Below are 6,259 nucleotides of genomic sequence, written 5' to 3'. Positions count from 1 at the left end.
GCCGCCCGCAGCGCCGCGGGCGACCGCGAGGCGCTGCTGGCCTACCGCAGCCAGGCGCCGCACGCGGCGCTGATGCATCCGACCGACGAGCACTGGCTGCCGTTCTACATCGCCGCCGGTGCCGGCGGGCTGGCGGCGCCCGGGCTGCGGCTGCACGACGCGGTGACCTACGGCTGCCTGGCGATGGATGCCTATGCCTTCGGGGCGGGCGCGCGGCCGCTGGCGGAGGCGTTGGCGGGTCTCACCGCAGCGCCCCCGGCCGCAGCCTCAGCACTTCCAGCGGCGTGACCGGCGCCGCGTCGTTGCCCCAGGCGCCGCGCACGTAGCTCAGCACTGCGGCGGTGTCGGCCTCGTCCAGCACGTGGGCGAACGGCGGCATGCCGAAGGGGCGCGGGTTGCCGGCGGTCGCCGGCAGGTAGCCGCCGCCCTGCACGATGCGGATCAGGTTGGCGGCCGAGTCCATGCTCACCGCGCGGTTGCCGGCCAGCGGCGGGTAGAGGCCGGCAGCGCCCTCGCCGGCCGGGCCGTGGCATTGCGCGCAGTGCTGCTCGTAGAGCTTTCCACCGCGCGAGTCGGGTGACCCTGCCGCGGCCCCGTCGGCTTGCGCCGCGCGCGAACGGCGCGCGCCGTGCTGCGGCAGCGACTGCAGGTAGACCGCCATCGCGTTCAGGTCGGCGTCGTTCAGGTGCTGGGTGCTGCGGGCCACCACCTCGGCCATCGGCCCCATCGCCGAGCCGCGGGCCGAGCGGCCTGTCTTCAGCAGGTCCACCACCTCCTGCGTCGACCACTCGGCCACGCCGGCTTCGTCGGCCGACCGCAGCGAGGGCGCGTACCAGTTCTGCACCGGGATCAGCCCGCCGCCGAGCGGCAGCCCCAGATCGCTGGCGCCCAGCGCATTGCGCTGGGTGTGGCAGGCGCTGCAGTGGCCAAGGCCGCGCACCAGGTAGGCGCCGCGGTTCCAGTCGGCCGGGCGGTCGGCCTCGGGCTCGAAGCGCGTCGGCTCGAAGTACAGCGCACGCCACACGGCCAGCGCGGCCTGGGTGTCGTACGGGAAGCGCAGCGCGTGCGCCGGTCGCGCCTGCGCCACCGGCGGCAGGCTGCGCAGGTAGGCGAACAGCGCGTCGCTGTCCTCGCGGGTGACGAGGGTGTAGTCGGTGTACGGAAAGGCCGGGTAGAGCAGGCGGCCGTCCATCGAGCGGCCGTGGTGCATGGCGCGCCAGAAGTGCGCCGCGCTCCAGCGGCCCAGGCCGGTGGCGGGGTCGGGCGTGAGGTTGGACGAGAACACGGTGCCGAACGGCGTTTCGATCGCCAGGCCGCCGGCGTAGGCGGCCCCGCCGCGTGCGGTGTGGCAGCCGGCGCAGTTGCCGGCGCGCGCCAGGTAGGCACCGCGCTCCACCTGCTGCGGCGTCGCCACGAACGGCGCCGCGTCATCGGCCGGGATCGGTGACTCGCCACGCACGTTGAGCGCCCACACCGCAGCCCCCAGCGCGGCGGCGATCAGCACGAGGCCGAGCGCCGCCCACAGTGCGAGCCTCGGACGTCGCCGCGTCGTCGTCATGCCGCGGCCCTCATGGCGTCACGCCGCCGCAGGGCAACGGCAGCTTCGCAGGGAGCGCGGCGGCGGGCTTGCCGCCGGCCGGCACCGGTTGCGACGACAGCCAGGCCGACAGCGCCGCGATGTCCTCCGGCGCCAGCTGGCGGGCGATGTCGGCCATGCAGTCGGGCGCGAGCGCGTGGCGCTGGCCCGAGCGCCACTGGCCGAGCTGGCTGTTCAGGTAGTCGCGCGGCAGGCCCAGCAGGCCGGGGATGGCCGGCTGCACGCCGAGCATCGCCTCGCCGTGGCATTGCACGCAGGCTGGCAGCTTGCGCGCCGTATCGCCCTCGCGCACCAGCACGCGGCCGCGCTCCAGCAGCGCGGCCGGCGCGTCGCGCGTCTGCGGCGGCGGGTAGGGCAGGTCGAGCACGGCGAAGTACTCGGCCATCTCGCGCAGGTAGTCGTCGGACAGGGTCTCGACCAGCGCGCTCATCAGCGGGTAGTGGCGTCGCCCGTCGCGGAACGCGAGCAACTGGTGGTGCAGGTAGCCGGCGGGCTTGCCGGCGATGCGCGGGAAGTAGCCGAAATTGGTGGCCTGGCCTTCCTTGCCGTGGCAGGTGGTGCAGGCCAGGACGCGTTGCGCCAGCGTGTCCTCGGGCGGCCAGTGCGGGGCCGGCGTGCCCTGTGCCATCGCAGCCGATGCGAACCCCAGGCCCGCCAGCAGCGCGGCGAGCGCGTGGCGCCAGCGGCCGTTCACGGTCAGCCTCATTCAGCTCAGCGAGCGCACCGCCAGCCCGGCCAGCGACACCAGGCCCACGACGAACAGCGCGGCCAGGCCCACCGCCACCAGCAGCAGCGGCACCGGCCGCGCGCGCTGCAGGTCGATGGCGTGGTCGGCGCGCTTGCGCACCCCGAAGAAGCTCCACAGCACGATCTGGACATATCGCAGCGAATTCATGGTCGGACTCCGGCAGACATGACGGCACTGTGCGCCAGACACCGCGGGTTTTGAAGACTCAGATCGAAGCAAAAAAACCAGATCAGTTTGCCGGCTCTCCTGAAATTCCTTGCTTTCTGATCAGTACAGTCGGGCCACAGCCCTCCGCGCCCGATGAAACGCTACGAACGCTATGCCGAAGAGATCGCGCGGCTGATCGCCGACCGCGCGCTGCAGCCCGGCGACCGCCTGCCCTCGGTGCGCCAGGCCAGCGCGCACCGCGGCATCAGTCCGTCCACGGTGTTCCAGGCCTACTACCTGCTGGAGTCGCGCGGACTCGCCGAGGCACGGCCGCGTTCGGGCTACTACGTGGCGGCGCGCGCGATCTCGGCGCCGGCCGAGCCGCGGTTGTCGCGGCCACGGCGGCGCTCCAGCGGTGTGGAGGTCAGCGAGCTGGTGTTCGAGGTGCTGGGCTCGGTGAAGGACCGCGACGTGGTGCCGCTGGGTTCGGCCTTCCCGAGCCCGCAGCTGTTTCCCATGGCGCAGCTCGCGCGCGGGCTGACGGCCGGCTGAAGCGCCTGGACCCCTGGCGCACGGTGGAAGACCTCACGCCCGGCAGCGCCCGGCTGCGCGAACAGATCGCGCTGCGCTACCGGCTCGACGGGCTGGAGGTGAGCGCCGACGAGATCGTCATCACCAACGGCGCGCTGGAGGCGCTGAACCTCAGCCTGCAGGCGCTCACGCGGCCGGGCGACACGGTGATCGTCGAGTCGCCCACTTTCTACGCCGCGCTGCAGGCGCTGGAGCAGCAGCACCTGAAGGCGCTGGAGGTGGCGACCCACCCTCGCACCGGCATCGACCTCGCGGCGCTGGCCCAGGCGCTGGACCGACACACCGTCAAGGCCTGCTGGCTGATGCCCAATTTCCAGAACCCGCTGGGCAGCCTGATGCCCGACGCGAACAAGCAGGCGCTGGTGGAGCTGCTGGCCGCGCGCGGCGTGCCGCTGATCGAGGACGACGTCTACGGCGAGCTGCACCACGGCACGCGCCGCCCGCCGCCCGCCAAGGCCTGGGACCGTGCCGGCGGCGTGCTGCACTGCGCGTCGTTCTCCAAGAGCCTGGCGCCGGGCTACCGCGTCGGTTGGGTGGCCGCAGGCCGCCACGCGCAGGCGATCGAGCGTCGCAAGCTGATGACCACGCTGTCGGCGGCGGTGCCGTCGCAGCTGGCGCTGTCGGAATTCCTCGACCGCGGCGGCTACGACCGCCATCTGCGCCGGCTGCGCCAGGCGCTGGCGCGCCAGCAGACGCTGGCCCTGCGCACCATCGCCCGCCATTTCCCGCCGGCACGCGCGTGGCGCGACCCGAGGGCGGCTACTTCCTGTGGGTCGAGCTGCCGGCGAGCGTGGACGCGCTGGCGCTGCACCGGCTGGCGCTGGCGCAGCGCATCAGCCTCGCGCCGGGCCAGCTGTTCTCGACCGACCGGCGATTCCGCCACCACGTGCGCCTGAACCACGGTCACCCGGACGACCCGCGCTTCGAAGCCGCCTTGCAGACGGTGGGCCGGCTGGCCGGCGAACTGGCCGCCGCGGGCCGCGCCGCCTGAAGCGCACGCACTGCGCCGGAACCCCGGCCCATCGGGCCACTCGAAGCAGCTCCCCCCACTCCCCCGCCCCCGCACCATGCAGCTCGCCCTCTGGATCTTCACCGCCTTCGGCATCGCCCTGTGGTCGCTGTGCGCGTGGGGGCTGCACACGCTGCTGACCCTCGACCCGGCCTGGCTGAACGACGTGAACACGGCGGTCGCGCACCTGCCTGGGGCGACTGGCTCGCCACCTGGCTGCCGGGCTGGCAAGACCTGCTGCGCCTGGGCATCGGCCTGACGCAGGCCGCGCTGGCCTGGGTGGGCAGCGCCGCGCCGTGGATCGTGTGGACGGTGTGGGGGCTGGGCTGCGCGGCCCTGCTGGGCATCGCCGGCCTGCTGAGCCTGCTGCTGAAGCTGGCGCTGCCGAAGCCGGCACCGGCGCCCGCCGGCACCGCCTGAGCGGCGCGGACGACGCGAACAGGCCGGGTTTCGCCGGCCTTATCGACGGAGTCGAGGGGCCGGGTCGCCGGCACCATCGCAGGGTCGTGGAACAGAGTCGGGCTGCGCCTGCCCGGTCCACGAGCGCCTATCCGGCACACCCTGCCATCGACATCATCGATCACACGACATGAAACTGAGCGACATGAAGATCTCGACCCGGCTGATGCTGGGCTTTGCGGCGATGGCCGTGCTGATGAGCCTGCTGGGCGCACTGGCCATCATCAAGGTGACGGCCATCCAGGGCGAGTTCGCCAACGTGATGGACGACCGCTACCCGAAGATCCAGACCGCCGGTGACATCCGCACGGTGAACAACGAGGTCTCGCTGGCGATCCGCAACCTGTTCGTCGTGAGCGAGCCGGCCGACGTCCAGGCCCAGTTCGACGTGATCGCCAACAGCAGCAAGCGCACCAACGCGAACCTCGATACCCTCAAGCGCAGCATCAACAGCGCGCAGGGCAAGGCGGCACTCGACAAGCTGATGGCCGCGCGCGCCGACTACCGCGGCCCGCGCGACAAGGTGCTGGAGCTGCTGCGCGCCGGCCAGATGGACGAGGCCAGGCTGGTGCTGGTGCGCGAGGTGACCCCCAGGCAGGTGGCCTACATGGCCAGCGTCGACGAATTGATCCAGATCCAGGAGAACCTGATGACGGCCTCGGCCGACGAGGTGAACGCGGCCGTCTCCAGCACCCTCTCCAGCGTCGCCGCGATGCTGGCCGCCGCCTTCGTGGTCGCCGGGTTGCTGGCGCTGTGGATCATCCGCAGCACGACCCGGCCGCTGGCCGAGGCAGCGGCGATCGCGCGTGCCGTCGCCGGCGGCGACCTGGCGATGGAGTTCGCCGCCAACGGCAAGAACGAGACCGGCCTGCTGCTGGCCGCGCTGCACGACATGAAGACCCGCCTCGCGGCGATCGTGAGCGAGGTGCGCCGCAACGCCGAAGGCGTGGCCACCGCCTCGGCGCAAATCGCCCAGGGCAACAACGACCTCTCCAGCCGCACCGAGGAACAGGCCAGCGCGCTGGAAGAGACTGCGGCCTCGATGGAAGAGCTGTCGAGCACCGTGAAGCAGAACGCCGACAACGCGCAGCAGGGCAACCAGCTCGCGCTGGGCGCGTCGACCGTGGCGGTCAAGGGCGGCGACGTGGTCGGCCAGGTGGTCGACACCATGAAGGGCATCAACGACAGCTCGAAGAAGATCGCCGACATCATCGGCGTGATCGACAGCATCGCGTTCCAGACCAACATCCTGGCGCTGAACGCCGCGGTGGAAGCGGCGCGCGCCGGCGAGCAGGGCCGCGGTTTCGCGGTGGTGGCCAGCGAGGTGCGCAACCTGGCGCAGCGCAGCGCCGATGCCGCCAAGGAGATCAAGGGCCTGATCAACGCCAGCGTGCAGCGCGTGGAACAAGGCAGCGCGCTGGTCGACCAGGCCGGCGTGACGATGAGCGAGGTGGTCTCGTCGATCCGCCGCGTGACCGACATCATGGGCGAGATCAGCTCGGCCAGCCGGGAACAGAGCGCCGGCGTGGCGCAGGTGGGCGAGGCCGTCACGCAGATGGACCAGGCCACGCAGCAGAACGCCGCGCTGGTGGAAGAAAGCGCCGCCGCCGCCGAGAGCCTGAAGGCCCAGGCCCAGCAGCTGGTGCAGGCCGTGGCGGTGTTCAAGCTGGCGCACGACGCCGCCGCGTCGACCGCGGCGCAGGGCTCG

General features: G+C 72.4%; 5 protein-coding genes and 2 pseudogenes. 4 read left to right on the top strand and 3 right to left on the bottom strand.

Going from position 1 to position 6,259, the window contains the following annotated elements; translation table 11 throughout:
* Positions 1 to 288: pseudogene (locus x551_RS17155) on the top strand (hypothetical protein); the annotation flags it as partial.
* Here x551_RS17155 and x551_RS17150 read toward each other — a convergent pair.
* From x551_RS17150 to x551_RS17140, 3 genes are read right to left on the bottom strand one after another with little or no spacing between them, the layout of a single operon-like run.
* Complete coding sequence (locus tag x551_RS17150) at positions 242 to 1,558, bottom strand: cytochrome c (RefSeq protein WP_051495758.1); 1,317 nt, start codon at positions 1,556 to 1,558, stop codon at positions 242 to 244. The pseudogene x551_RS17155 and the gene x551_RS17150 sit on opposite strands and share 47 nt — an antisense overlap.
* 10 nt (positions 1,559 to 1,568) lie before the next feature.
* Positions 1,569 to 2,291, bottom strand: a complete 723-nt coding sequence (locus tag x551_RS17145; protein ID WP_036233116.1) for a c-type cytochrome — start codon at positions 2,289 to 2,291, stop codon at positions 1,569 to 1,571.
* Between the two features lie 12 nt (positions 2,292 to 2,303).
* Positions 2,304 to 2,492, bottom strand: coding sequence for a DUF2970 domain-containing protein (locus x551_RS17140; protein WP_036233100.1), 189 nt, complete (start codon positions 2,490 to 2,492; stop codon positions 2,304 to 2,306).
* Between the two features lie 153 nt (positions 2,493 to 2,645).
* Here x551_RS17140 and x551_RS17135 point away from each other — a divergent pair.
* The 3 genes and pseudogenes from x551_RS17135 to x551_RS17125 all read left to right on the top strand — a co-directional run.
* Positions 2,646 to 4,074 (top strand): annotated as a pseudogene (locus x551_RS17135) (PLP-dependent aminotransferase family protein).
* A gap of 135 nt (positions 4,075 to 4,209) precedes the next feature.
* Entirely contained in the window at positions 4,210 to 4,512 is a 303-nt protein-coding gene (locus x551_RS25390) for a hypothetical protein (protein WP_152543554.1), read from the top strand.
* Between the two features lie 169 nt (positions 4,513 to 4,681).
* The coding region (locus x551_RS17125) for a methyl-accepting chemotaxis protein (RefSeq protein WP_051512113.1) at positions 4,682 to 6,259 on the top strand (1,578 nt) is incomplete at its 3' end.

It is taken from the genome of Methylibium sp. T29, from assembly GCF_000576205.1.
Taxonomy (GTDB): Bacteria; Pseudomonadota; Gammaproteobacteria; order Burkholderiales; family Burkholderiaceae_C; genus Methylibium; species Methylibium petroleiphilum.
The sequence above is the reverse complement of the archived record's forward strand: the minus strand, read 5'-3'. Positions and strand labels throughout refer to the sequence as shown.

Coding starts and splice junctions, on each gene's coding strand:
- x551_RS17140 (WP_036233100.1), bottom strand. CDS start 2,492: ATGAATTCGCTGCGATATGTCCAGATCGTGCTGTGGAGCTTCTTCGGG.
- x551_RS17150 (WP_051495758.1), bottom strand. CDS start 1,558: ATGACGACGACGCGGCGACGTCCGAGGCTCGCACTGTGGGCGGCGCTC.